General features: G+C 35.7%; 24 protein-coding genes. All 24 read right to left on the bottom strand.

Annotated elements, in window-relative coordinates:
* Positions 1 to 208: 208 nt before the first annotated feature.
* On the bottom strand, positions 209 to 577 hold the full coding sequence (locus PKC21_02155; protein ID HMR24133.1) for a helix-turn-helix domain-containing protein: 369 nt from the start codon (positions 575 to 577) through the stop codon (positions 209 to 211).
* Between the two features lie 7 nt (positions 578 to 584).
* The gene (locus PKC21_02160; GenBank protein HMR24134.1) at positions 585 to 1,322 is read right to left on the bottom strand and encodes a tetratricopeptide repeat protein; all 738 of its coding nucleotides are present in this window, start codon (positions 1,320 to 1,322) and stop codon (positions 585 to 587) included.
* Positions 1,323 to 1,371: 49 nt separating this feature from the next.
* The gene (locus tag PKC21_02165; GenBank protein HMR24135.1) at positions 1,372 to 1,809 is read right to left on the bottom strand and encodes a hypothetical protein; all 438 of its coding nucleotides are present in this window, start codon (positions 1,807 to 1,809) and stop codon (positions 1,372 to 1,374) included.
* Positions 1,810 to 1,889: 80 nt separating this feature from the next.
* Complete coding sequence (gene rlmN / locus PKC21_02170; protein ID HMR24136.1) at positions 1,890 to 2,918, bottom strand: 23S rRNA (adenine(2503)-C(2))-methyltransferase RlmN; 1,029 nt, start codon at positions 2,916 to 2,918, stop codon at positions 1,890 to 1,892.
* 61 nt (positions 2,919 to 2,979) lie between these two features.
* A complete protein-coding gene (gene ndk / locus PKC21_02175; protein ID HMR24137.1) occupies positions 2,980 to 3,393 on the bottom strand; it encodes a nucleoside-diphosphate kinase in 414 nt (137 codons plus the stop codon).
* A gap of 172 nt (positions 3,394 to 3,565) precedes the next feature.
* On the bottom strand, positions 3,566 to 3,712 hold the full coding sequence (locus PKC21_02180; GenBank protein ID HMR24138.1) for a hypothetical protein: 147 nt from the start codon (positions 3,710 to 3,712) through the stop codon (positions 3,566 to 3,568).
* 130 nt (positions 3,713 to 3,842) lie between these two features.
* Positions 3,843 to 4,712, bottom strand: a complete 870-nt coding sequence (gene sucD, locus PKC21_02185; GenBank protein ID HMR24139.1) for a succinate--CoA ligase subunit alpha — start codon at positions 4,710 to 4,712, stop codon at positions 3,843 to 3,845.
* 14 nt (positions 4,713 to 4,726) lie between these two features.
* Positions 4,727 to 5,890 carry an ADP-forming succinate--CoA ligase subunit beta gene (gene sucC / locus PKC21_02190; GenBank protein ID HMR24140.1) on the bottom strand — a complete coding sequence of 388 codons (1,164 nt, stop codon included), beginning with the start codon at positions 5,888 to 5,890 and terminating at the stop codon, positions 4,727 to 4,729.
* Positions 5,887 to 6,822, bottom strand: a complete 936-nt coding sequence (mdh, locus tag PKC21_02195; GenBank protein HMR24141.1) for a malate dehydrogenase — start codon at positions 6,820 to 6,822, stop codon at positions 5,887 to 5,889. Before mdh ends, sucC begins: the two co-directional genes overlap by 4 nt.
* 365 nt (positions 6,823 to 7,187) lie before the next feature.
* Positions 7,188 to 8,417, bottom strand: a complete 1,230-nt coding sequence (gene icd / locus PKC21_02200) for an isocitrate dehydrogenase (NADP(+)) (protein ID HMR24142.1) — start codon at positions 8,415 to 8,417, stop codon at positions 7,188 to 7,190.
* Between the two features lie 114 nt (positions 8,418 to 8,531).
* Positions 8,532 to 9,278, bottom strand: a complete 747-nt coding sequence (locus PKC21_02205; GenBank protein HMR24143.1) for a prepilin-type N-terminal cleavage/methylation domain-containing protein — start codon at positions 9,276 to 9,278, stop codon at positions 8,532 to 8,534.
* A 25-nt stretch (positions 9,279 to 9,303) separates the two neighbouring features.
* Entirely contained in the window at positions 9,304 to 10,662 is a 1,359-nt protein-coding gene (locus PKC21_02210) for a sigma 54-interacting transcriptional regulator (protein ID HMR24144.1), read from the bottom strand.
* Positions 10,663 to 10,706: 44 nt separating this feature from the next.
* Complete coding sequence (locus tag PKC21_02215) at positions 10,707 to 11,468, bottom strand: prepilin peptidase (GenBank protein ID HMR24145.1); 762 nt, start codon at positions 11,466 to 11,468, stop codon at positions 10,707 to 10,709.
* Positions 11,468 to 12,010, bottom strand: coding sequence for a tetratricopeptide repeat protein (locus PKC21_02220; protein ID HMR24146.1), 543 nt, complete (start codon positions 12,008 to 12,010; stop codon positions 11,468 to 11,470). The genes PKC21_02215 and PKC21_02220 overlap by 1 nt, the downstream gene beginning before the upstream one ends.
* A 92-nt stretch (positions 12,011 to 12,102) precedes the next feature.
* Complete coding sequence (locus tag PKC21_02225) at positions 12,103 to 12,912, bottom strand: ABC transporter permease subunit (protein ID HMR24147.1); 810 nt, start codon at positions 12,910 to 12,912, stop codon at positions 12,103 to 12,105.
* Positions 12,909 to 13,838: an ABC transporter ATP-binding protein gene (locus PKC21_02230; protein HMR24148.1), complete on the bottom strand. Its 930-nt coding sequence runs from the start codon at positions 13,836 to 13,838 to the stop codon at positions 12,909 to 12,911. The genes PKC21_02225 and PKC21_02230 overlap by 4 nt, the downstream gene beginning before the upstream one ends.
* A 19-nt stretch (positions 13,839 to 13,857) precedes the next feature.
* Positions 13,858 to 14,739: a hypothetical protein gene (locus tag PKC21_02235; GenBank protein HMR24149.1), complete on the bottom strand. Its 882-nt coding sequence runs from the start codon at positions 14,737 to 14,739 to the stop codon at positions 13,858 to 13,860.
* Between the two features lie 124 nt (positions 14,740 to 14,863).
* Positions 14,864 to 15,382, bottom strand: a complete 519-nt coding sequence (locus PKC21_02240) for a type II secretion system protein (protein HMR24150.1) — start codon at positions 15,380 to 15,382, stop codon at positions 14,864 to 14,866.
* 259 nt (positions 15,383 to 15,641) lie between these two features.
* On the bottom strand, positions 15,642 to 17,039 hold the full coding sequence (locus tag PKC21_02245; protein ID HMR24151.1) for a sigma-54 dependent transcriptional regulator: 1,398 nt from the start codon (positions 17,037 to 17,039) through the stop codon (positions 15,642 to 15,644).
* A gap of 37 nt (positions 17,040 to 17,076) precedes the next feature.
* A complete protein-coding gene (locus PKC21_02250) occupies positions 17,077 to 18,363 on the bottom strand; it encodes an ATP-binding protein (GenBank protein HMR24152.1) in 1,287 nt (428 codons plus the stop codon).
* Positions 18,364 to 18,392: 29 nt separating this feature from the next.
* Positions 18,393 to 19,607 (bottom strand): type II secretion system F family protein, encoded by a 1,215-nt coding sequence (locus tag PKC21_02255; GenBank protein HMR24153.1) that lies wholly within the window; start codon positions 19,605 to 19,607, stop codon positions 18,393 to 18,395.
* A 25-nt stretch (positions 19,608 to 19,632) separates the two neighbouring features.
* The gene (locus tag PKC21_02260) at positions 19,633 to 20,796 is read right to left on the bottom strand and encodes a type IV pilus twitching motility protein PilT (protein HMR24154.1); all 1,164 of its coding nucleotides are present in this window, start codon (positions 20,794 to 20,796) and stop codon (positions 19,633 to 19,635) included.
* Between the two features lie 246 nt (positions 20,797 to 21,042).
* Positions 21,043 to 22,755, bottom strand: coding sequence for a type IV-A pilus assembly ATPase PilB (pilB, locus tag PKC21_02265; protein ID HMR24155.1), 1,713 nt, complete (start codon positions 22,753 to 22,755; stop codon positions 21,043 to 21,045).
* 260 nt (positions 22,756 to 23,015) lie between these two features.
* A complete protein-coding gene (locus PKC21_02270) occupies positions 23,016 to 23,948 on the bottom strand; it encodes a bifunctional riboflavin kinase/FAD synthetase (GenBank protein HMR24156.1) in 933 nt (310 codons plus the stop codon).
* Between the last annotated feature and the right edge of the window lie 197 nt (positions 23,949 to 24,145).

Below are 24,145 nucleotides of genomic sequence, written 5' to 3' on the forward strand. Positions count from 1 at the left end.
TGAAATTCTATAAACAAATTACATCGGCAAAGGCCACAGAGGTAAATCTGCACCAGAAAAACTACATGGCACAAGACTTACAGTAAAAACCCCAACTCTCTTTATATTTTAGTCTTTTCAGCCAATTGGTCAAGTAATTGAATAAGATACAATAATCTTTGGTCAAAATATGTATTAATCAAAAAAATGGCGTATATTATTGCAATATTTATGCTTTAAAAAACAAGGGTGAAAGTATAATTAAAACGATCACTAAAATTAATCCAGCCCAGAGCAAAAGGTTTTTTTTCACATTTACCTGATACTCTCTATAAACTAGACTATTTTCTTTGATGGTTTCTTCCTGTTCCGATAGTTCCATTAAATACTTCTGAACCAATTCATTTTCATCTGTTTGCAGTATCTTGGCAACGCTTCTTAAAAACCCCACAACAAACGCTTTTGGAGGTAATGCGTTAAACCTATCCTCTTCAAGTGCTTCAAGGTAAACTTTTCTCACTTTGGTTAACTTTAAGATATCGTCTTTGGTCAAACCTTTTTCTTTACGTTTTTCAACAAAATATTTACCAAACGTCATGATCTATTCATCTCCCAGCAATTTCTTTTTGACAAGCTTTATATGCCTGTCCATCTTTGTTAGCGAACTTCAAACATCCTTCCAGAGCTTGCTGGCGATTTTTGTAGTCTTTAAATATGGCATATATTTGACTAAGCTTTAAAAAAGAATAACCACAGGCCTCACCCCATGAACTTTCCTGTGTCGCCTGGCATGCCTCAGATGCAGATTTATAATAACCTTCAGATTTTTTGTAATTTTTTTGTTTAAAATGAACGGCTCCAAGTTTATCCAAAGCAAGTACAAAACGTGGATTGCTATTGATTGCTTTTTCATAGTTTTCAACAGCCAAATCATCTTTTGCCATTTTTTCATAAGTTCGACCTAAATTATAATAAGCTCGCTCAGGCGTTGCATACAGTAAGTTTGATACTGCTTTTTCACAATGCTCTTGCGCTTTGCTAAAACGATTTACCTCTATGTAAAGCGCACATAAATTGTTATGCGCATCTGCAAACTTATCATTTACTTTTACAGCTTTTTGAAAATGTTTTTCAGCTTTTTCATAGCGCTTACTTTGAAACAAAATTAAACCATAAAAATTATGTGCTTCACTATTTTTTGAGTTTTCTTTTAAAGAATCTTCAAGGTTAACAATGGCTTCTGGAACACGACCCCTAAAATAAAACTTTTTAGCTATATTATACTTTAACTCAGAGTTCTCAATACGCTTGGGATCTTTACCGCAGGCAACAAGCCCCGACAAGGCTACACATAACAATAATAGTACATTAGTTTTAAAATAACATTTCATATCAAAAACCCAGTAACACTTTCTGAATAGCTTTCTCTTCTCTTGAGGGCTTATTTACACTTTTAGGTAATATAGACTTTTTATTTTCTATAAAGGCTAATGTTTCCATAAAGTCATTACTTTTCACATTTGATTCTAGTTGTTCAAGGTTTTTCATAGAAAATCCTAGTTTTTCTAAATAATCTAGAACATAAACCTCTTGCTTTGACGCATTGCCGGCAATGTCAGTTTCATCAAACTGAATACGAATAACTTTTTTAACACTATTAGAGTGAAAGAAAATATTAAGTAACGAAACATCCTCGCCAACGGTTGCGTAGGCTTCTAGACCCTCAACAACTTTATTGTCAATTTTAATGGACCCGGTATTGGTTGATTTAAAAAACTTTTCACAGCTTTTCCACTCTTGCAAACTAATTTTATCATTATGAATTTTCATCAGATGCTAACATAACAAAAAATATGCTATTCCTCTATGAATTTCAAAAACTTCTCTATACATTTTATTTTTACTGCGGCTTAAACTACATCTTTTGCAGCTAACTGGCCACAAGCGCCCATGATGTCTTGCCCCCTATTTTTCCGCACCATAGAAATAATACCCTGTTCTTTTAAAATCTCTCTGAATCTTTCAATATTGTGTTCACGTGGGCTCTTAAACTCGGGTAAAATCTTATTTTCATTGTAAGGAATTAAGTTAACCTTTGCTTTTAACCCTTTAAGAAACTTTGCTAAATCATAGGCATCTTGTTCACGATCTGTTCTCCCCTGAATCAAAACCACTTCAAAAGTAATTTTTCTACCTTTTCCTAAGCTAAGTCCTGAAAGCTCATGCTTAAGACGCTTTAAATCAAAGGTCTTATTGATTGGCATCCAATAATCTCTATCTTTATCATTAAATCCAGTGAGAGAAATAGCTAAGTTAACGTCACATTGTTGTAAAAATGGTTTTATTCTATTGGCCAAGCCCACGGTAGAAACCGTTATTTTTCTCTTACCAAAAGCATAGGTTTCTTTACTTTTAAGCATCTCAATGGCGGCAACTAGATTATTCATATTTTGCAAAGGCTCGCCCATGCCCATAAAAACCAAGTTGGTAATGCGTTTTTTCATCTTTTTACTGATGTACCAAATTTGATAAACGATTTCTTCAACGCTTAGGTTACGTTTTAATCCTAAGGTTCCAGTTACACAAAAAGCACATTTCAACGCACAACCAGCCTGAGATGATACGCATAATGTTGCCCTATCTTCTTCAGGCATCCAAACACTTTCTATGAGCGCATTATCCGTTAAATTAAACCTATACTTTATGGTTCCATCTTTTGAAAAATATGCTTCAGCACTCAATTTTGGAAAAGAAAAGTTTTCAGATAGTGCTTTTATTAATTCTTTTGGCAAGTTACTCATCTTAAAAAAATCATCACAGCCTTGCCCATAGATCCAATTGAAAATTTGCTCTGCACGAAATTTAGGAAAGCCCTGTTCAAGCATGAACATCTGTAATTCACTGAGTGTTGTCACTAATATTTGTTTGTTCTGAGTCATCGCATAAAAAAAGGCCAACCGCCTTTAACGGTTGGCCTCTATATATCACAATTTAATCGTGTTAGATCAGGTTTTTTGATGAAAAGAAAAAGCTAATCTCTTTTTCTGCATTTTCTAAAGAATCTGAACCATGCACTGCATTTTTCTCAATATTGGTTGCAAATTGTTTTCTAATGGTTCCTTCAGCAGCCTCTGCAGGATTCGTTGCTCCCATAATTTCACGATTTGCTTTGACAGCATTTTCTTTTTCTAAAACCATAGCTACAACTGGGCCTGAAGTCATAAAAGACACTAATTCACCATAAAAAGGTCTTTCTTTGTGCACTTCATAAAAAGATTCTGCTTCTTTGATTGAAAGTTGTTGTTTTTTTAATGCAACCACTTTAAAGCCATTTTTTTCATAAATTGAAAGAATATCACCAATTGCATTTTTTTCGACTGCATCTGGTTTAATCATTGCTAATGTACGTTCCATAGGAAAATCCTCCATTATTTCTTTTTTTACACTACATACTTTTTTAACTCTGCCTAAAATCAAATAAAAAAGATTTTTGTACAGCGAGTTTGGGCCACATAGTGGCCTACTGTCTGAGCTGGTAGAAAACTTTTTCATTTTGGTTTCTTTCTATCAGTTCAGTTAAAAAGGGTTATTTTAAAATACTGCTGACGGTTTTACCCAGTTCCGTTAAATTGTCAACCACTCCCGCTTCGCTCTCTTTTTTAGCAGGGAAAACCGCTTTTCCCTCGCAAACAAAAAACGTCGTTTTTGTTTGCTCACCCTTTGCGATCGACATCGATATAAAATCTCGTCTCCTCCAGCTTCTCTTTGAGAGAGGCGGCCGCCCCTCTCAAAAACAAAAAGCGTGGTTTTTGTTTTTTCACTCCCGTACACTCGTTCGCATGCGAACTCGTGTACTCTTTATATTACTTCAATATCTCGCTGACGGTTTTACCCAGTTCCGTTAAATTGTCAACCACTGTGATGCCACAGGCGTTCATCACTTCTTTCTTTTCTTTGGCTGTGCCTTTACCACCAGAAATAATGGCACCTGCATGCCCCATTCTTCTTCCTTCCGGTGCTGTTGTTCCTGCAATAAAGCCCACAACCGGTTTATTAAAGGTTTCTTTAATCAATTGTGCAGCTTCTTGTTCAGCATTCCCCCCAATTTCACCCAACATAATCACTAAATCTGTATCTTCATCTTGATCAAACAAAGGTAAAATATCTAAAAAAGTTGAACCAATAATGGGGTCACCACCAATACCAACGCAAGTTGACTGTCCAAGACCAGCTTGACTCACTTGATGAACCGCTTCATAAGTTAATGTACCACTTTTTGATACAATCCCAACTCTACCTGGTTTATGAATATAACCCGGCATAATACCAATTTTTGCCCCACCTGGAGTGATGATGCCTGGACAATTAGGACCAATCAAACGGCTTTTACTCAATGCAACTGCGCGTTTGACTCGCACCATATCCAACACAGGGATACCTTCTGTAATACAAACAATCAAAGGAATTTCATTCTCTACTGCTTCTAACACTGCATCTGCTGCAAACGGAGCAGGCACATAAATCATGGTTGCATCCACATCATGATGTTGTTTGGCTTCCGCTACAGTATTATAAACGGGAATACCTTCTACGTTTTGCCCACCCTTACCAGGAGTAACACCAGCAACAATTTGCGTGCCATACTCTTTACAGGTTGTGGCATGAAAGGTTCCATTCTTACCGGTAATTCCTTGTACAATAACCTTTGTATTTTTATCTACTAAAATAGACATGCTCGTTCTCCTATTTATTTTACTGAGGCCACAGCTAGCTGAGCAGCTTGCCCCATATCTGAGGTTGCTTGAATGTTTAAACCTGAATCATTGAGTATTTGACGACCCTTTTCTACATTGGTGCCTTCTAAACGGACAATCAAAGGAATTTTCAAACCTACTTGTTCAACTGCTTGAACAATACCCTCAGCAAGAACATCACAACGCATGATACCACCAAAAATATTAACAAAAATACTTTTAACGTTGCTATCACTGACCAAAATTTTAAACGCTTCACTGACCATTTCAGTGGTCGCTCCGCCTCCAACATCTAAGAAGTTGGCTGGCTCACCACCATACAGCTTAACCGTGTCCATGGTTGCCATAGCTAAACCCGCACCATTGACCATACAGCCAATGTTACCATCAAGGTCAATATAGTTTAAATTCCACTTTTGTGCTTCAATATCACGTTCGTTTTCTTGGCTAAGATCACGCAACTCTAAAAGCTCTTTGTGTCGATACAGTGCATTTTCATCAAAATTCACTTTACCATCCAAAGCAATGATGGTGTTGTCTTTGGTAATCACCAAAGGATTGATTTCTACCAATGAACAATCCAATTTAATAAATAAATCCGTCAAATTTTTTGCTAAGGCAGAAAACTCTTTATGCAAAGCTGCATCTAAGCCTAAGCCAAAGCAAAGTTGACGGGCTTGATAGCCATCTAAACCATACGCTGGGTCTACTTTAACTTTAATAATTTTTTCAGGTGTTGCTTCAGCCACTTCCTCAATTTCAACACCGCCTTCTTGGCTGGCCATCAAAGTAACACTCGCAGTTTCACGGTCTAGCACGGCTGCAAAATAAAGCTCATTATCAATGGCACAGCCCTCTTCAACCAAAACACATGGTACAGGAACACCTTGTGGTCCTGTTTGATGGGTCACCAATGGCTTACTTAAAATAATTTCTGCCGCTTCTTTTACTTCAGTCAATGTTTTGCAAACTTTTACTCCACCAGCTTTACCACGACCACCCGCATGAACTTGGGCTTTAACAACCCAAGGGCCATTGCCACCAAGATTTTTGGCTGCTTGTTCAGCTTCTGCCGCATTTTTTGCAACAATTGAATTTAACACTGGAATGCCTGCAGTTTTAAATAACTGCTTGGCTTGATACTCATGAATATTCATCGTATAAACCTCGCTACCGAGCTCATTAACTCTTTTACAGCTGCTGCTGAAGCATTCAACGCACTGCTCTCTTCTTGATTCAATTTTACTTCAACAACCTGTTCAGCACCTTTACTACCCAACTTAACAGGAACACCAACAAAGGTATTGTCTATACCAAACTCACCTTGCAACTTTACACAAGTTGGCAAAACTCTTTTTTGATCGTATAAAATACTTTCAACCATCTCTACAATTGCAGCTGAAGGCGCATAAAATGCAGAGCCTGTTTTAAGAAAGTTTACAATTTCAGCTCCACCATGTTTGGTTCTATTGACAATTTCATTTACTTTTTCTTCACTTAAAAGTTCTGTGATTGGAATACCCGCCATTGTTGAATATTTTGGTAAGGGTACCATGGTATCGCCATGTCCACCCAAAACAAAAGCAAAAACATCTTTTACTGAACACTTTAAAGCTTCTGCCAAAAAGCAACGATAACGAGCTGAGTCCAACACGCCAGCCATACCAAACACTCTTTCTCTTGGAAATTGGCTCACTTCAGAAGCCACGTAAACCATAGCATCCAAAGGATTGGATACAACAATGAGAATACAGTTGGGTGAGTACTTTACAATTTCACTGGTGACGCTTTTGACAATTTTTGCATTGATTGAAAGCAAATCATCTCGGCTCATTCCTGGCTTTCTTGGCGAACCTGCTGTTATCACAACAACATCAGAATCAGCAGTATCTTTGTAATCTTGTGTACCTATGATATTAACATCGTAACCTTCTATTGGAGCAGCTTGCATCAAATCCAAAGCTTTACCTTGAGGAATACCTTCAGCGATATCAATTAAAACAATATCTCCCAATGCTTTCTGTGCTGCCCAATGCGCAGCAGTCGCTCCAACATTTCCAGCACCAACAATTGTTATTTTTTTTCTCATTTGTTTCTCTCTCCTTCTAAGGGGGATCTTCCCTCTCCCGCTTCGCTCTTTTTTAAAGAGGTTCTCACGACCCTCTCAAAAACAAAAAACGCGGTTTTTGTTTTCTTCACTCCTGTGAACAAACCAATATAAAATTGGTTTATTTGTTTTTTTCAATCCAAAGAACCTCTTCTTTTAACCGATTCATCTCACCATGGTCAAAATCTGCTCAAGGCCTTACTTCAGTTTGTTGAGAATTAAAAATGGATTTCGTGCAGCGAGTTTTGGCTGGCGCAGCCAGTCAACTGTCCGAGCTGGTAGAAACCATTTTTTATTCTGCCCTGACTTTTATAAATGTATTAATTTTTTGCTTAACATTAACCTCACTACTTAAAGTTTTTTACTATGGCTTGGCCAAATTCTGAACATTTGAGTAATGTTGCATTTTCCATTTGTCTTTCTAAATCATAGGTAACTGTTTTATTGGCTATGGTTGTTTGTAAGGCAGTTGTGATTAAATCCGCAGCTTCCGTCCACCCCATGTGTTCAAGCATCATCACCCCAGACAAAATAACAGACCCTGGGTTCACTTTGTCCATACCCGTATATTTAGGTGCAGATCCGTGTGTCGCTTCAAAAATAGCAACTTCTTGACCTAAGTTTGCCCCCGGTCCAAGGCCTAAGCCTCCGACTTGAGCTATCAATGCATCAGAAAGATAGTCTCCATTGAGATTGGTTGTTGCCAAAACACTGTACTCTTTTGGTCTTAACAAAGCTTGCTGAAACATAGCATCTGCAATTCTATCTTTAATCACGATTTTATCGGCAGGACACTGTCCATTATACTGATCAAATAATTCTGCCTCGGTAATTGTTTGCTGTGAAAACTCCTCTTTTGCTAGCTCGTATCCCCACTTTGCAAAAGCACCCTCAGTAAACTTTTGAATGTTACCTTTATGAACCAATGTAACAGAAGGTAACTTTCTTTCTATTGCATATTGTATAGCTTTTCTAACCAAACGTTTTGAACCCATTTCACTGATGGGTTTAATACCAACTCCAAAAGGTAAATCTAATTTACAATTTAATGTTTCATTTAAAAAGTATAAGAGCTTATTGGCCTCTTCAGAACCAGCCTCCCATTCAATACCTGCATAAACGTCTTCGGTGTTTTCTCTGAACACCACCATATCTACATCTTGAGGCCGTTTTAAAGGCGCCTCAACTCCATCAAAGTATTTGATAGGTCGCACGCAAGCATACAAATCAAAGATCTGCCTTAAACCAACATTTAAGCTTCTAAACCCCCCTCCAACAGGTGTGGTTAATGGACCTTTAATTGCAACTTTATATTCTTTGATTGCGTCTAGTGTCTCTTGTGGAAGATAGTCGTTGTATTTTTCTTTTGCTTTCTCACCTGCAAAAATTTCTTTCCAAGCAATTTTTCTTTGTCCTTTATAGGCAAACTCTACCGCTGAATCAAAAACATTTTGGCTAGCTTTCCATATATCTGGGCCAACACCATCACCTTCAATAAACAAAATAATTGGATTATCTGAAACAATTGGTTTTTGATTCGCATCAAATTCGATTTTTTTTCCGTTTTGTTCGCCCATGTTATCCTCCTCAGCTACTGGAGGTAGGTATAACATTCAAACGCAAAAACTCAATAAATATTACTTTTTACTTGTATATTACTCAATAATGCTTAAAGAGCGTTAAAAAAGTAGTTATAGATTTAAATCTACTAAAGTTGTTTCTGATGCAATTGAAAAACAAGATCCTTGTGAAGACCGCCAAGAGCACAAAACCTTTACAATTTTTTCATCATCTGCAGCTTCACTTGCTGGATCTGCTGTCAAATCAGAACTCTGACAGGTTAACGCAATTGGTCTATCAGAGTCCGTTACTTTAACTCTACAATCAGGTTCTTTATAAGGTTTTACCACTCCATCGACTTTTTCTAAAATTGAAGAGGTTCCTGAAGGCGGTGTTCCTGAGCTATTGTAATCTTCTCCTTTACAGACAGTCATGGTCAACTTAAGCTTGTATGGACCTAGTTTTCTCAATGCTATTGCACAGTCGCTCGTACTGGACTCAGCCGGCAATGATTCTCCTGTGCAGGGTGAAGATACTTTTGCCGCTTCAATCGCAAACTGCTCACTCCATGTATTCCCTAGCTCATTAATATCTGTTTTTTGAGACATTTTACCCAGCTCTCTACCATAGATATACATTTCAGATTCTGTTCCACTGTCTGTCACTGAACCGACATCCACCCAATTATGCTCCTTCATTAACTCTAGCTTTGTTTGACATAAGTTTACTGCTTTTGACATCTGGGAGGCCCCCAAAGCCCTTCTATTCAACATTGAGGTCATTAAAACAACCCCCAAAAGCCCAACTGAAAGCACCATCAAGGCAACCAACAATTCAACCACTGTAAACGCTGATTTATTTTTCTTAGATTTTAGCATTCCAATTGTATATTGTAGCAAAAACTCAGCTAATTCCGTACTCTTTTATTTTATACAAAAGGGCTCTATGACTAATCTCTAAAATTTTAGCTGCCTTGGTTCTATTGCCATCAACCTGATCTAAAACCTTTAAAATCAAGTCCTCTTCCATTTTTCTGGTCATTTTCTTGATAGACAAAGATCCAAGCTCAAACTTATGGTTTCCAGCAGACATTGCCCCTTCCATTTTACTCTGAAATTGAGCAGGTAAGTTTTCTAAAGTAATCTCTTCACCCGAGACCAATATCATAGATCGCTCTATGGTATTTTCTAACTCTCTAATATTCCCGGGCCAATCATAATCTAATAAGGTCTTTAAAGCTTCTTCACTCACACTGGTAACATTGGAAGATAGTTTTTTATTTTTCTTTTTAATAAAATGCTCAATTAAAATAGGGATATCTTCTTTTCTCTCTTTTAATGCTGGCAAATGAATGGGGAGAACATTTAATCTATAGTACAGGTCCTCTCTAAAATGACCTTTGTTCACAGCATCTTCAAGATTCTTTAGTGTTGCCGCAATGATCCTAACATCAATTTTTTTTGCCTGGATATCTCCCACTTTTCGTATTTCTTCTTCTTGTAAAACTCTAAGTAGCTTTACTTGCAAAAGCAGAGGCAACTCTCCTACCTCATCCAAGAACAAAGTTCCACCATCAGCTTCTTCAAACAGGCCTTTTTTATCGCTTACGGCACCCGTGAACGCTCCTTTTTTATGACCAAAAAGTTCACTTTCCAATAAATTTTCAGGAATTGCACCACAGTTCACTGTGATAAAAGGTTTGTTTTTCCTTGTACTGGTCTGGTGAATTGCATTGGCCAACAATTCTTTTCCTGTCCCACTCTCACCTAAAACCAAACATGTTGTTTTATAGGGTGCTATTTTCTCAACCGTTGTAAAAACCTGCTGCATTTTTTTACTATTTGATATGATCTTACCAAATGCCATATCTTGTTCAGTTTCTTGTTGATAGTTTTGATAGCTTTTTCTTAACTCATGCTTTTTTAATGTAAAAACCAAACCATCTGCTTTCATGGGTTTAAAAAAATAATCAAAGACTTTGTTGTTTTTCATCGCCCAAGCAGCATCTTCAAAGTTTTTTTGGTTGGCTATAACAATAATTAAAACATGTTGATCAATTTGTTTTATACTTTTGAGTATCGAAACAATCTCGTCATCCATATATTCTATTTCTATGATAAAGTAATTGGGTCTAAATTCTTTTAAGATAGCAGCATACTCTTTTAACTGTCGGCAATATGTAGTTTGCACTCCTTCTTGCTTCAAACGAAATGCAAAAGTTTGAGCATCCTGAAAACTTTTTTGGTGAATCAATACTTTCAAGCCACTTAACATATGCTAAAAAGTATAGTATCTTTTTACGTGTATTAAGCAAACATTAGTAACCAAATCGTCAAAAAAGCCCAACCTAAATATGGTCCAAAAGCGATGGCATCATCTTTTTTTAATTTATATACAATGCTTGCAAAGCCCCACATCATAACGCCTAATAAAGAAGAAAAAAATAAAACTTTTGCAACACCTAAAAGGCCAACATGCAAACCAATCCAGCCCATCATTTTTACATCTCCAAAACCTAAACCTTCTTTACCTCTGATCACACTGTATAAAAATGAAACCAACCACAAAAAACTAAAACCACCTATTGAACCAGCCAATGCTTCATAAAAATTAACTGGCCAGATTAAGTTTAAGGCATAACTTAAAGCTAACATAGCAAAAGCCAGAATCATTCCAAAAATAAGCACCTCATCAGGAATAATTTTATATCTGAAGTCTATATCAGTAATCACCATAACAATTGAAAACAAAACAAAACCATACAATGCTAAGATATAACTATCAAAATAAAGCCACATAATAACTGCCATAAAACCAAACAAAAACTCATAAAATAAATGTAAATATCCATAATAGGCATAACAATAACGACAACGGGCTTTTAAAAAAAGACACGACAAGATTGGTAGATTGTCATACCACGCAATCGAATGTCCACAAGACATACAATGAGAACGAGAAAAAGTGATGCTCATTGATTTTGGCAATCGATACATGCAAACTCCGCAGAAGCTTCCTACACATGTACCAAAACAAAAGACTAAAGCCAGATAAATCAGCTGTTCCATCACAAGTATGTCAGCATACACAACCACCACCCCATAAAAATAACATTAGACAGGCCCCATGAATAGATAATTTTATTTGCATACATTCTACCATTTTTATCAAAAGCTCTCATAATCCATAACGTTAAACTGATTAACCATACAATAAAAACTATACTCAATAAGGCTGGCTTATATCCCCTTTTACTCAAAGAGTATTTTTGTTTTAGCGTTTCAAAATTAAGACTTTGCGAAGGAAGCATTTTTAACTCATCTATCAGCACTTCAAGGTACTGCTTTGTACTTTTTATTACTACAAAATACATTGGAAAATAAGCCCCTCTCACTGAGGATAAAGAGGACCTCAACTCAACATATGTATTTTTTGCTGGCCCTATTAACCCTTGTTTCTCAAAGTTTTCAGCCAGAGTGTACATTTCGTTTACTGCCCAAACATTCCATGGATTCAACGGTGCATACCAACGAATGGCCTCACCATATGCGGCTATCGCTTCTTCATGGTTTTTTTGTTCTAAGTATGAATGCGCACGGCCGTATGCCACCCAAGATCGAAAAGTCACATAAGAAAAAATAATGAAACAGAATATAACTATATTGTATGCCAGTTGTTTTATATTACTTTTAAGGTACATTTTTATTGTAAATCTTTTTTGTTAAAGACCCATATTGTTAGCGACTGTATAATAGCAATTATACATATAGCGTAAAACACTGCATGAACTATATAGCTCCAGGGTATCATCACACCATGAACTATTTTTGCATTAATCGCAAAAATATCTAAACTAAATGACTCTAAAACATCCAATAAGTTTACTGAAAAATTGATCCAAGGAGATAGTGTGGTCTGTCCATTTTCTGTTGCTAGGGCATAGATTTGATTTCTGACAATCATCACAAAGTCATCCGTTGCATGTCCAAAAAACAAAACCCCTAAAGTAAAAATAATACTCATGAATGAGGAGCTGTATGAAGAAAACAATAAGGCAATAGCAACAATAATACTGAGTTCACAAAAAATAAGTATTATTGGTTTAATCAAATTTATATCTAACGGCTCTTTATAAAAACTTAAAACCGTAAATAACAATACTGCCATGCACAACAATTCAAGTGCTATTGTTGCACTTAAACCAAAAAACTTACCTAAAATAAACTCAAAACGCTGAACTGGCTTGGACAATAATGTATAAATTGTTTTGCGTTGCACTTCTTTAAAAATCAACCCTACACCAATAAAAACTGATATCATCACACCAATAAACATCATGGATGCTAAACCCATGTCTTTTATTATCTTAACATCAGCCCCTAAGGTAAGCTGACCCAAAAATAAGGATAATAAAATTATAAAGCCCGAAAACAGCACTAAAGCATATAAAACTTTTTGTCTAACAGCCTCTCTAAATGTATTGGTTGTTATTGCTAAAATTCTCTCAATCATCCTCTGTCATCCTTTACTTGATCAACAAAAATATCCTCAAGTGTTTCTTTGTGCCTATGAACACCTAAAACATTAATATTGTTATCTTGAGTTATACTTAAAGCTATATTGAGATAGTCCTCTTTTGATAATGATACTATAGTGTCTTTCCCAACTTTACGAACCGAGTATTTCTCTTTATCACTAAACAAATTCTTGTGGTCACCTTGTAATGTTATATCAATTCTTTTAACATTGGCATTGACCATATCTGATATAGGGCCACATGCCCTTAATTGACCATTGATTACAATTGCAACTTTGTCACACAAAGCTTCTACGTCACTTAAAATATGAGAAGCAATCAAAACTGTTTTACCTTTATCTCTAAGGTTTAAAATAATATCTCTTACTTCTTTACGACCAACAGGATCTAATCCACTCATCGGTTCATCCATGATCACCAACTCTGGATCATTAATCAAAGCTTGTGCAATACCAATTCTTTGTAACATTCCTTTTGAAAAATGAGAGAGCTTTCTATCTCGTCGCGTATACAAATTTACCATTTTGAGTAATTCAACACTCTTTTGTTTAATTGTAGATGTACTTAAACCAAATAACTTGCCGTAAAACTGTAAAACTTCTTCTGGCTTAAGATAATCATAATAATAAGTCTGTTCAGGCAAGTAGCCAATTCTAGATTTAATCTCTGACTTTCTCCAATCTTGACCAAAAACCTTAACGTCACCCAATGAAGGCCTTACCAAATCAAGTAGAATTTTTATTAAAGTTGTTTTACCTGCACCATTTGGACCAATTAAACCAAACAGTGAACCTCTTTCTATTGAAAAACTTACATCTTTCAATGCTACAATTGGTTTTTTCCAAAAGTCAGTCTTAAAAGCTTTCCCAACAGAATTAATCTCAATTATTTTTTCACTCATTGTATTTTTCCACTTTAATTTAAATTATTTTTTCGTTCTCATCTGAGTTGCGAAGCAACAAATAAAAATCAAAATCAACAAAAGGCAACCCATCAAGCCAGTCAGCTTTATATAACTCAATTTTCTCTCGTAGATCGTTTAGTTTTTTATCTAGGTCTTCTTGATTGTCTTTTATTTGCGCATGATAGAAGCGCAACTTATTTTCTATTTGACGCTTTGAACTTTGATCGCTTACAGTTCCCAATTGGGTTTTTAAACTTTCAATAGCAAATAAAGTTTCCATTAAACGTACACTTTTCTCACTTTCACCTGTTTTACTGTACAAATTAGCGGACCATGTTTTAAAGTGTTCGGGTACATTGGGCATATTAGCCAATGACTCAATAAAGGGAGCACCTCTCTCTTTATCTCTTAATTCCACCGCATAATTAAAACCTATCATTTGCGGAATCATCCAATAGTCTGGATGATGCTTCCAACCTTCAATATCATTTTGTATGTATTGCCAGCCTTTTTCTAAAATTCTATTGCTGGCTCTAATTTTTTCTTCCGTTATCAAACCAGAGTTATATATTGTAACTGCCCCTGCCCAAATATAAATTTTTTCAAAACGTGGATCCAAATCAGTAGCAAAGTTTATTAGAGCCTCAAGGTAACTTTGTTTGCCCTGATTAAAATTCATAAGGTCAGCAAAATAGCCCAAAGAACGTATCCAAACCAAATCTGCACCAACATTCTCATGCCCTAACAATAGCGGTCTAACTAAATCAGATTTAGGTAAATAAATATACTTTTCAACGGGTAGTTGATCCTCAAGATAATAGCTGAGTTGGCCATGTTCTACATAAATAAAACACAACAACACACAAATTAAAGCTGCATGCAAAAATCTTTTTAGCATTGGTTTTGATTTTATAGGCAAATCTTAAAAGTGCAATTTTTACGACCTAAGTGCAAATAAAAATAGCAAAAAAAAAGTGCGCTTTGTAAAGCGCACTTTTTAAGCATTGGTTTAGATTAAAAGATTAATCTGCACCACCATCATAGAAGTCTGCACCGCGAGCAACTTCACCGTTAGCATCAATTGAAGCTACCAATTGTTTGAAAGCAACGTTTGAGTCGCCGTCTAAGTCATAAGTAGCAGTAATAGACATAGCAGAAGTTGCATTTGTTCCGGTAGCAACTACGTTATACGCAGCATATACTGGACCTTCAACTTGTAGGTTCAACTCTGGCCAGTTGCTTGCAGTAAAGTCTGGAGTTGTTTTTACAGAACCAATAGCTGAAAGAGCTGGTTGAGTTGTACAAGTTAAAAATTGGTTATCTTGAACAGCACCTGCTTGAGTTACTTGAGGAGTCATGAAATAAACCAATTCACCTTGGTAAATTTTGTTCATAACCAGCGGAAACTCAGCTGTTTTTGATTTTTTAATGTATTTCATGAATGCTGGAATTGCAACAGCAGCCAAAATACCGATAATTGCTACCACAATCATCAACTCAACAAGCGTAAAGCCTTTTTCATTTTTAAATTTTTTTAACATTTATTCTCCTTAAATGTTTGGTAAAGCATTTACTTTACCGGATTTTAACGCTTTTAAACCTCTTAAAAGCTAGGACAGTATAGTAGTAAGCAAGCGCCATGCCAAAAACAAAAAACATTTATTTTCAATAACTTATAAAGATTTATGCTTGGTTTTATTTTGAAAGTGACACTTTTTGTCTGCCAAAAAATGTCGTTTGTGACAGTTTTTGTCACGTTTTAGGTTCGATTTAAAAAGCGTCCATGTATTATAAATATTATCAATCCTCGTCATCCAACTTATGTTTTTTCAACCTATATCTCATTGATCTAAAACTAATATTCAATAATTTTGCTGCATGCTTTTTTACACCTTTGGTTTTTGCTAAAGCTTGCTCCAACCACTGTTTTTCATAACCATCCATTATTTCATCCAAAGACACTCCTTGTTCTGGAATATCAACGATTTTAGGATTGTGACGGCTTTTGCTAGTGGCTCCCTTCTTAACTATATCGGGCAAGTGATGAAAATCAATCTCCTCTTCTTGATAAATAGCAACCAAACGCATAACTATATTTTGTAATTCACGAATATTTCCCGGATAGTCATAATCTAACAAAGCCTGTATAGCGGCATTAGAAAAGCGTTTTTCTTTTTTGTTATTCAGCTCGCAATGTTTCTTTAAAAAATGTTCTAGTAATTTAGGAATATCATCTTTTCTTTCACGCAGAGGCGGCAGTTCAAAAGAAATCACATCCAGACGATAGTACAAATCTTCTCTAAACTCACCCTCTTTAACTGCTTTTTTCAGATCAACATTGGTAGCCGCAACAATTCTTACATCTACATCTTGAATATTTTCTGAACCAATGGGCCTAATTTGTCTTTCTTGTAAAACACGCAGTAACTTAACCTGCGTCATCAATGGTAACTCTCCCACCTCATCTAAAAACAATGTTCCATGATTAGCCAATTCAAATAAACCTTTTTTATCTTTATCCGCTCCGGTGAAAGCACCTTTTTTATGACCAAACAACTCACTTTCAATTAAGTTTTCTGGAATCGCTCCACAGTTGACTGTAATAAAAGCTTGATCAGCGCGATCAGAATATCTATGAACCGCTCTTGCACAAAGTTCTTTTCCAGTTCCACTTTCACCAAAAATCAGAACATTGGTGTGTGTAGGTGCAATCTGCTTAATGCTAGCAAAAACTTTTTGCATTTGCTCATTACGTCCTACTGAAGACTCATCCATAAAGCTAGTGGCTTCAACTTGATTTTTTAGTTGTTTAACTTCATCTAGGAGATGACTTTGATCTAGTGCATTTCTAATTTTTAAACGCATTTCATCAACATTGAATGGCTTTAAGACATAGTCAAAGGCACCTATTTTCATTGCTTCCACCGCGGACTCAGGTGAACCATAAGCTGTAATGATAATGACGGGTTTTTTAGGGTGGTATTTTTGAACAAAGTTTAAAACATCAATACCTGTATAGTGTGGCATGGATAAATCTGTAATCAGTAAATCAAACTGCTCTGTTTGTAATTTTTCTAGAGCATTTGGTTCCGGATCAATCGTTACAACATCAAAACCTTCTTGAGCCAACATAATTTCTAAAAAGTCTCTGATACTTTTTTCATCATCAATAACTACAATTTTTCTTTTTAATGACATCAAAACTTTCTACAATAGAAACACTATAAAATTAAATTTAGTTTTCTACTCCCAGAGGTAAATATATTTTAAACTGTGTCCCACTTTCCTTCTCTGACTCTACCACAATATATCCTTGATGATCAGAAATAAATCGTTCAACAATAGCTAAACCCAGCCCTGAACCTTTTGTTTTTGTAGTAAAAAATGGATCAAACATTTTAACTTTTATATCATCACTTAAACCTGGGCCATCATCTTCAATACTTAAAATCACATTGTCACGCTCTTTTTGTAAGTTTATTTCTATAACACCTTTACTACCTGTAGCTTCCTGAGCATTTCTAATTAAATTCCATATAACTTGACTCAATTGCTGCTCATTCCCAACTATAAAAACATTTTGTTCAATATTAGAACGTAAAAAAACCCCTTTCTTTTCTTTTTTTAATAATTTTAAAATATTTTCTAAAAGCTCCGTAAGAGAAAACTTCACTTTTACTTGCGACCTAGGTTTTGCAAAATCAAGTAATTCTTCTAGTAAAAAGTTTAACCGATCTGTTTCTTTTAAAGTTATATCTATAAGTTTTTTATATTGTGGATGATTTTTATGCTCCTTTTGTAATAACTGCATGGTACCAAAAATTGAAGTAAGCGGATTTCTAATCTCATGGGCGATACGAGCAGTCATCTCACCTATGCTAGCCAATTGTTGAGCTCGTTTTGCTTTTTTTTGTAAATCTAAATTGTTTTGTTTTAGTCTTTTTTCTTCAGAGTCAAATCGGTATGCGATTTTTGTAAAAAACCATGCAACTCCAAAAAATAAAGCGACCTGAATTAGAACCGATTGTATGGCAAATGTTTTGTTCCACATCAAAGCTTGCCAAACTTTAGGAAGAATTGGATAGATTTGTTTTGTTATCAAGGCATACACCAACAAGCTATAAAAGATAGAGCTTAAACTTGCAGAAAAAAAAGCTCCCAACCTAAACAACAAAAAGGAAGCATTAATAATATTAAGAAAATAGATCAATTCTATTCCAGACAAATAAACAAATAAAGTTGTAAAAATAGCATCCGTTGTTAACTGAATAAAAATAAATAAATACTCATTAAACTCATAAAATATTCTCAACACTAAAAAATATCCGATTGCAAAAAAAAGATTTGCTCCAGTCATCACAACCGTAAACGTAAATTCATCACTCCAAACAAAATCATCTGACATAGGTTCAAAAACAAAAGTAAAAAAGCATAAGGTAAAAGCAATAATAACCCTTGCAAAGCAAAATACTTTTATTTTTTTTAAACTATCCTCAAAGTTATTTTGAATTTGATTGTTCACAATCAGTCTATTTAAGTCATCATTGTGATTTAGGCAATATTACCAGCCATTTCAAACACTGGCATATACATGGCTATAACTAAACCTCCAATAATTCCGCCTAAAAAAACCATCATAATGGGTTCCATTAAAGATGTAAGCGCTTCAACAGACGCATCGACCTCTTCTTCATAAAAATCAGCGATTTTATTCAACATTGTATCCATTGCACCCGTTGCTTCACCTACGCCAATCATTTGACATACCATGGATGGAAAAACGCCCGCTTTGGATAAGGGTTCAGTCATTGTATTACCTTCACTAATAGATTCTTTAACTCTGCTGATAGCATCTTCAATGGTTTTGTTTCCTGCTGTTTTTCTAACGATCTCCAATGCATCCACAATAGGCACACCGCTAGAAAGCATGGTTGCCATTGTTCTGGTAAAACGCGCAACAGCAACCTTTCTAATCAAATCACCAATAACTGGCATCTTAAGAATGTAACGATCAAAAATAGCTCTTCCTTTTTCTGATCTGTAAAACAGTTTCCAAAGATAAATGAATACACCTATTCCAACCATAATAAACAAAAAGTTATTCTGAAACCCATGTGAAATATTGATAACAACTTGCGTGGGCGCCGGCAACTCTGCGTTACCAAAATCTTTAAACATATTTTCAAATACGGGAATAACCTTAGTAAGTAATACTGCAACAACGACTGCCGCTACACATAAAACACCCACTGGATAAAACATAGCCCCTTTTATTTTTTTTCTTAAGCCAACTGCTTTCTCCATATAAACGGATAATCTGTTAAATATAGTATCCAGTATACCCCCAACTTCACCTGCGGCTACAAGGTTTACAAAAAGATCATCAAAAGCAGCAGGATGTTTAGCCAAGGCTTCAGCAAAGGTTGAACCACCTTCAACCTCTTGTTTAATTTCTGTTAGTATTCTTTTAAAGGTAATGTTTTCTTGCTGACTGGCCAAGATATCCAAGCCTTGAACAAGCGGTAAGCCGGCATCAATCATTGTTGCAAATTGACGGCAAAAAATTGTAACGTCTTTTAGCTTTACACTTGGACTAAAAAAACTATTGAGTGCTTTAGCAAAATCTTTCTTTTGCTGGGTTATTTTTTTGGGTCTAATTCTTTGTCGGTTTAACCATTGTACAACTTCACGCTGATTTTTTGCTTTGCGTGTACCTTTTTTAACTGCACCTTGCTGCGTTAAGCCTTCCCAAACGTAAACTGCCATAATTTATTGTACTACCTTTTTCATATTAACCTTTTTTTATGGTATCAACGATATCTTTAAGCTCTCGACCCAAAACATCTTTACCTTTATTTTTAGACATGAAATTATTAGAGTCTTTATTCCCTATAGCCTCTTCAATGACTTTTTGTAGCTCATCTGGATCAGATGAGCGCCGTAAAGCTTCATTCATGGTGATTACACGCTTGATCGCATAATTCGCTAAGGCTTGATTTAAGGTTTGCATACCAAATTTTGCTTGCCCCACCTGCATTTGAGAATAAATCTGGTGTACTTTATCTTCTCTGATTAAATTTCTCACCGCCGGCGTTGGAATTAAAACTTCTGCAGCTAAAACTCTCCCTGTCCCTGATGCTTTGGGGACCAATATTTGAGAAATGACCCCTTCCAATACAAATGATAATTGAGCCCTGATTTGTTGTTGTTGATGCGCTGGAAAAACATCAATAATTCTATTGATTGTTTGAGCTGCTGAGTTGGTATGTAAGGTTGCAAAAACAACGTGACCTGTTTCAGCAATTGTAAGTGCTGCTTCTATGGTTTCTAAGTCTCTTAACTCCCCAACCAATACAACATCAGGGTCTTGTCTTAAAACTGATTTTAATGCATTTTTAAAACTCAAGGTGTCTGAGTGAATTTCACGTTGGTTAACTACACAACTTTTATGATTATGGATAAACTCAATGGGATCTTCAATGGTTAAAATATGCTCTTTTCTATCAGTATTAATTTTATCAATCATTGATGCTAAAGTTGTTGATTTTCCTGAACCGGTAGGACCTGTTACTAAAATCAAACCTCTTGGTTTTAAAGTTAAGTCTACAACTGCTTTAGGTAACCCAAGTGCCTCAAGCGGTAAAATTTCAAAAGGTATTTTTCTAAATGCGCCCGCTACAGCACCTTTTTGTACATAAATATTTGCCCTGAAACGAGCTAAACCCTTTACTCCAAAAGACAAATCCAGCTCATTGTTTTCTTCAAATTGATGTTTCTGGGCATCGGTAAGCACTGAATAACAAATTCTTTTGGTATCTTGCGGTGTTAAAGAAACTTTACCAAGATTGGTGACATGTCCATCTGTTCTAATTTTTGGAGGGCAACCCGAAGTCACATGCAAATCACTAGACCCTCTTTTTAGCATTTCCTTCAATAAGTCATGTAATCCAAACAAACGTAAGCTCCTTCCGCTTCGCTCTCTGTTTTATGGAGGGAAAAACGCTTTTCCCTCGTAAACAAAAAACGTCGTTTTTGTTTGCTCACCCTTTGCGGTCGACGTCGATATAAAATCTCGTCTCCTCCCGGCTTCGCTCTTTTCAAAAAGAGGCTCACACCCCTCTCAAAAACAAAAACAAAGTTTTTGCGTTCTCACTCCCATGACAGAACAATACAACATTGCCCTACCAACACTCTTTAAAGTTTACGAAGAATCCGCCACCGATACTCGCAAGACCTCTTCCACAGTGGTAACGCCTTCTTTAAACTTGGTTAAGGCTGATTGTCGCATAGACTTCATCCCTAAACGCATGGCTTCTTTTTTTATTTCTGAAGTTGCAGCACCGTTTAAAATAAACTCTTTTAACTCATCCCCAATGGGCATCACTTCATAAATCGCAACCCGCCCTCTATAACCTGTTCCATTACAATCATCACAACCTGCTCCTCGCATGGGAACAAAATCACTTAATTCTTCTTCTTTAATGCCTGCATCAATCATGGCTTTTTTATCCTCATCAGGATTCTCAGTAGAGCATGCACTACATATTCTACGCGCTAAACGTTGTGCTAAAATGGCGTTAACTGATGACGCAACTAAAAATGGCTCAATACCCATGTTTAACAAACGGTTAACAGTTGAGGGAGCATCGTTAGTGTGCAGTGTAGACAAAACAAGGTGTCCTGTTAGAGCAGCTTTCACTGATATCTCAGCTGTCTCAAAGTCCCTGATCTCCCCCACCATGATAATATCCGGATCCTGACGTAAGAATGACCTCAGTGCTGATGCAAAATTTAAACCTATATCATCATGCATTTGAACCTGATTGATACCTTCAAGATTAAATTCAACAGGATCTTCCGCAGTTGAAATATTTTCTGTAGTTTTATTCAGCTCCGACAAAGCTGAATACAAGGTTGTTGTTTTACCAGAACCTGTAGGACCGGTCACCAAAACCATTCCAAACGGTTTATGAATAGCACTCTGAAAGTCAGACAAAGCTTTGGTTTCAAAGCCCAACTTTGTCATATCCAATTGCAAATTTGATTTATCTAAAAGACGCAATACAACTTTTTCACCAAACAAGGTTGGTAAAACAGAAACACGATAGTCCATTTCTTTTTTATTTTTCATGATCAGCTTGATACGACCATCCTGAGGTAAGCGTTTTTCAGCAATATCAAGCTTACTCATAATTTTTAAACGAGAAACAATTGCGTTTTTAAGCTTTAATGGCGGTTTCATAACTTCTAATAAAACACCATCCACACGAAAACGAATACGAAAACTTTTTTCATAAGGCTCAATATGAATATCTGAAGCCCCTTTTTTTGCCGCATCTGTTAAAATCATGTTACAAAACTTAACGATAGGTGCTTCTTCAGCCTCTGCTAAAGCAGCTTGCTCATCATCTTCATCTTGTTCTATGATTTCAATATCATCAATATCACCTTCAAGATCGCGAAAAATATCTTCAAAATCTTCTTCTTTATTATAATGCTTTTGAATTGCACTTTTAATAGACTGCTCAGATGCAACTACTGCTTCTATTTTATAACTGGTTAAAAACTTTAATTCATCCAAGGCTAAAATATTAGACGGGTCAGCCATAGCAACAACCAATGACGGCCCTTTTTTCTCTACCGGAATCAATAAATATTTTAATGCAATCTCTTGAGAAACTGATAAATACACATCTTTGGGTATATCCATTCCATCTAAATCAATAGACTTAACCCCATATTGCTGGGATAAAAGATCTGTAATTTGATCTTCATCAACAAAACCTAAGCTGGTTAAAGCTGTTCCCAACTTTACACCAGATTTTCTTTGAACATCCAATGCTTTTTGCAGCTGTTGTCCAGAGATAACATTTTTTCTTAATAATAGTTCACCTAGTCGTTGACTCACAGACATCCTTAATCTGATGGTTTTTAACAGAAATCACTTGCGTTATACTTTAAATTCTACTGACAAGTTCAATAATGTCAACACTTTACTTACAATAGAGAACGAGTTTACATGCATTATTAATATTGATACATTGTTTCATCATAAACTTTGACAGAACATCTCGTTTAAATCTGTTACAGCACCACTATAAATTGCAATATAAATCACGTCATCATAAAACAGTAACTCTCAAAACTTTTTGTTTGCTCCATGCTTTATCTAGCTTATTTTATAAAATGGTCTAATTTATCTAAATCTTTTTTTATTTGCTCTTGTAATGCTTCTATAGAAGAAAATTTTTTTTCTGCTCTTATTCTTTCATAAAAATTGAGTTTTATTACTTTTCCATACAAAGCCATTCCTTTATATTGAGGAATATATGATTCAATGGTGGTTTCTTTAGAATTTTTGATTGTTGGTGCCTGTCCAATATTGGTTAATGCTGGTAACTTCTTACCATCAAGTTCAACTGTAGTTCTATAAACGCCGTTTTTAGGTATACATAAATCTTTTTGATAATTCAGGTTTGCCGTTGGAAACCCTAAACCTGTGCCCTGACCACTGCCTTTTACAACTGGTCCACTAAGAACATAGGCATAACCCAATAGTTGATTGGCTTTATCTATGGCACCCTGTGCTACATACTCTCGGATCTTACTTGAGCTTACATAGTCCCCTTCAACTTTATGTATTTCAAGAACAGTTACTTGAATTTGTTTTTTTTCAAGGTAGTCTTTTATCTTTTCAGGACTTCCCTGCCTAGCCTTACCTATATGTGTATTCTTGCCAATAATGAGTTGCTTTAATTGATAATGTTCAATCAAATGATCCAAAAATTCTATATAACTTAGCTTTGAAAAAGATTTGGAAAATTCAATCACCTTAACTTGGTCAACACCTGCTTTTTTCAACCTGTAGACTCTTGTTTTTAATGGCATAAGCAATTTAAGACTCTTTTTTGAAAAAAACTCCCCGGGGTGCGGAGAAAAAGTTAATGCAATTGATCTAAGCTTGTTTTGATCAGCTATTTCATGTAATTTATCAATCAACTGCATGTGACCCACATGAACTCCATCAAAGTTGCCCACTGTGACACAGCTTGCAGAATCACAACTTGTGCTTAAAAAATCTTGAACGGAATCTTCTTCTTGGCTCACTTTGCCCCTCATATTAAATAATAGTTTAATAATCAAGCTTGTTATGTTTTTGTGGTTGAGCCCTTTAAAAAACAAATATTCGCCCTTAGCCCTATATGAAATATCGACGTTAACATAAAAATAAGGTATTAGCATTGCTTAGTTTAAAGCGGTATAATCAAGTGTACCCATTTTTTATAATAGTTTTTGAGTCATGA

The organism is Oligoflexia bacterium (assembly GCA_035326705.1).
In the GTDB taxonomy this organism is placed as follows: Bacteria; Bdellovibrionota_G; JALEGL01; order JALEGL01; family JALEGL01; genus JALEGL01.

Coding starts and splice junctions, on each gene's coding strand:
- PKC21_02155 (HMR24133.1), bottom strand. CDS start 577: ATGACGTTTGGTAAATATTTTGTTGAAAAACGTAAAGAAAAAGGTTTG.
- PKC21_02165 (HMR24135.1), bottom strand. CDS start 1,809: ATGAAAATTCATAATGATAAAATTAGTTTGCAAGAGTGGAAAAGCTGT.
- rlmN (HMR24136.1), bottom strand. CDS start 2,918: ATGACTCAGAACAAACAAATATTAGTGACAACACTCAGTGAATTACAG.
- ndk (HMR24137.1), bottom strand. CDS start 3,393: ATGGAACGTACATTAGCAATGATTAAACCAGATGCAGTCGAAAAAAAT.
- PKC21_02180 (HMR24138.1), bottom strand. CDS start 3,712: ATGTCGATCGCAAAGGGTGAGCAAACAAAAACGACGTTTTTTGTTTGC.
- sucD (HMR24139.1), bottom strand. CDS start 4,712: ATGTCTATTTTAGTAGATAAAAATACAAAGGTTATTGTACAAGGAATT.
- sucC (HMR24140.1), bottom strand. CDS start 5,890: ATGAATATTCATGAGTATCAAGCCAAGCAGTTATTTAAAACTGCAGGC.
- mdh (HMR24141.1), bottom strand. CDS start 6,822: ATGAGAAAAAAAATAACAATTGTTGGTGCTGGAAATGTTGGAGCGACT.
- icd (HMR24142.1), bottom strand. CDS start 8,417: ATGGGCGAACAAAACGGAAAAAAAATCGAATTTGATGCGAATCAAAAA.
- PKC21_02205 (HMR24143.1), bottom strand. CDS start 9,278: ATGCTAAAATCTAAGAAAAATAAATCAGCGTTTACAGTGGTTGAATTG.
- PKC21_02215 (HMR24145.1), bottom strand. CDS start 11,468: ATGGAACAGCTGATTTATCTGGCTTTAGTCTTTTGTTTTGGTACATGT.
- PKC21_02225 (HMR24147.1), bottom strand. CDS start 12,912: ATGATTGAGAGAATTTTAGCAATAACAACCAATACATTTAGAGAGGCT.
- PKC21_02230 (HMR24148.1), bottom strand. CDS start 13,838: ATGAGTGAAAAAATAATTGAGATTAATTCTGTTGGGAAAGCTTTTAAG.
- PKC21_02235 (HMR24149.1), bottom strand. CDS start 14,739: ATGCTAAAAAGATTTTTGCATGCAGCTTTAATTTGTGTGTTGTTGTGT.
- PKC21_02240 (HMR24150.1), bottom strand. CDS start 15,382: ATGTTAAAAAAATTTAAAAATGAAAAAGGCTTTACGCTTGTTGAGTTG.
- PKC21_02245 (HMR24151.1), bottom strand. CDS start 17,039: ATGTCATTAAAAAGAAAAATTGTAGTTATTGATGATGAAAAAAGTATC.
- PKC21_02255 (HMR24153.1), bottom strand. CDS start 19,607: ATGGCAGTTTACGTTTGGGAAGGCTTAACGCAGCAAGGTGCAGTTAAA.
- pilB (HMR24155.1), bottom strand. CDS start 22,755: ATGTCTGTGAGTCAACGACTAGGTGAACTATTATTAAGAAAAAATGTT.